Genomic DNA, 218 nt, shown 5'->3' with positions numbered 1-218 from the left:
TTTTATCTCCTGTTAGTTTGTGCAAGTTAGAACCTGGATAATTCATATCTTTTATTTCATTTGCAGCATTTAATCTATCAAGAATTCTCTTAAGCCGATCGGCGTGTTCAGGTTTTATCCCTTTCTTCTTTCCTGTGTAGAAGAAGTCTTCGAGACCTTTATGTTTATTTTATCCTTTTTTTCCAATAGCCAGGTTTTCTGTTTAGCTGCATAATCGC

General features: G+C 34.9%; 1 pseudogene. It reads right to left on the bottom strand.

The features are described 5' to 3' along the window. Positions 1-118 (bottom strand): annotated as a pseudogene (locus tag COY37_RS11810) (peptidase); the annotation flags it as partial. Between the last annotated feature and the right edge of the window lie 100 nt (positions 119-218).

The organism is Candidatus Aquicultor secundus, assembly GCF_002791875.1.
In the GTDB taxonomy this organism is placed as follows: domain Bacteria; phylum Actinomycetota; class Aquicultoria; order Aquicultorales; family Aquicultoraceae; genus Aquicultor_A; species Aquicultor_A secundus.
Note: the sequence above shows the minus strand (reverse complement) of the source record. Positions and strands in the feature narration are given on the sequence as shown.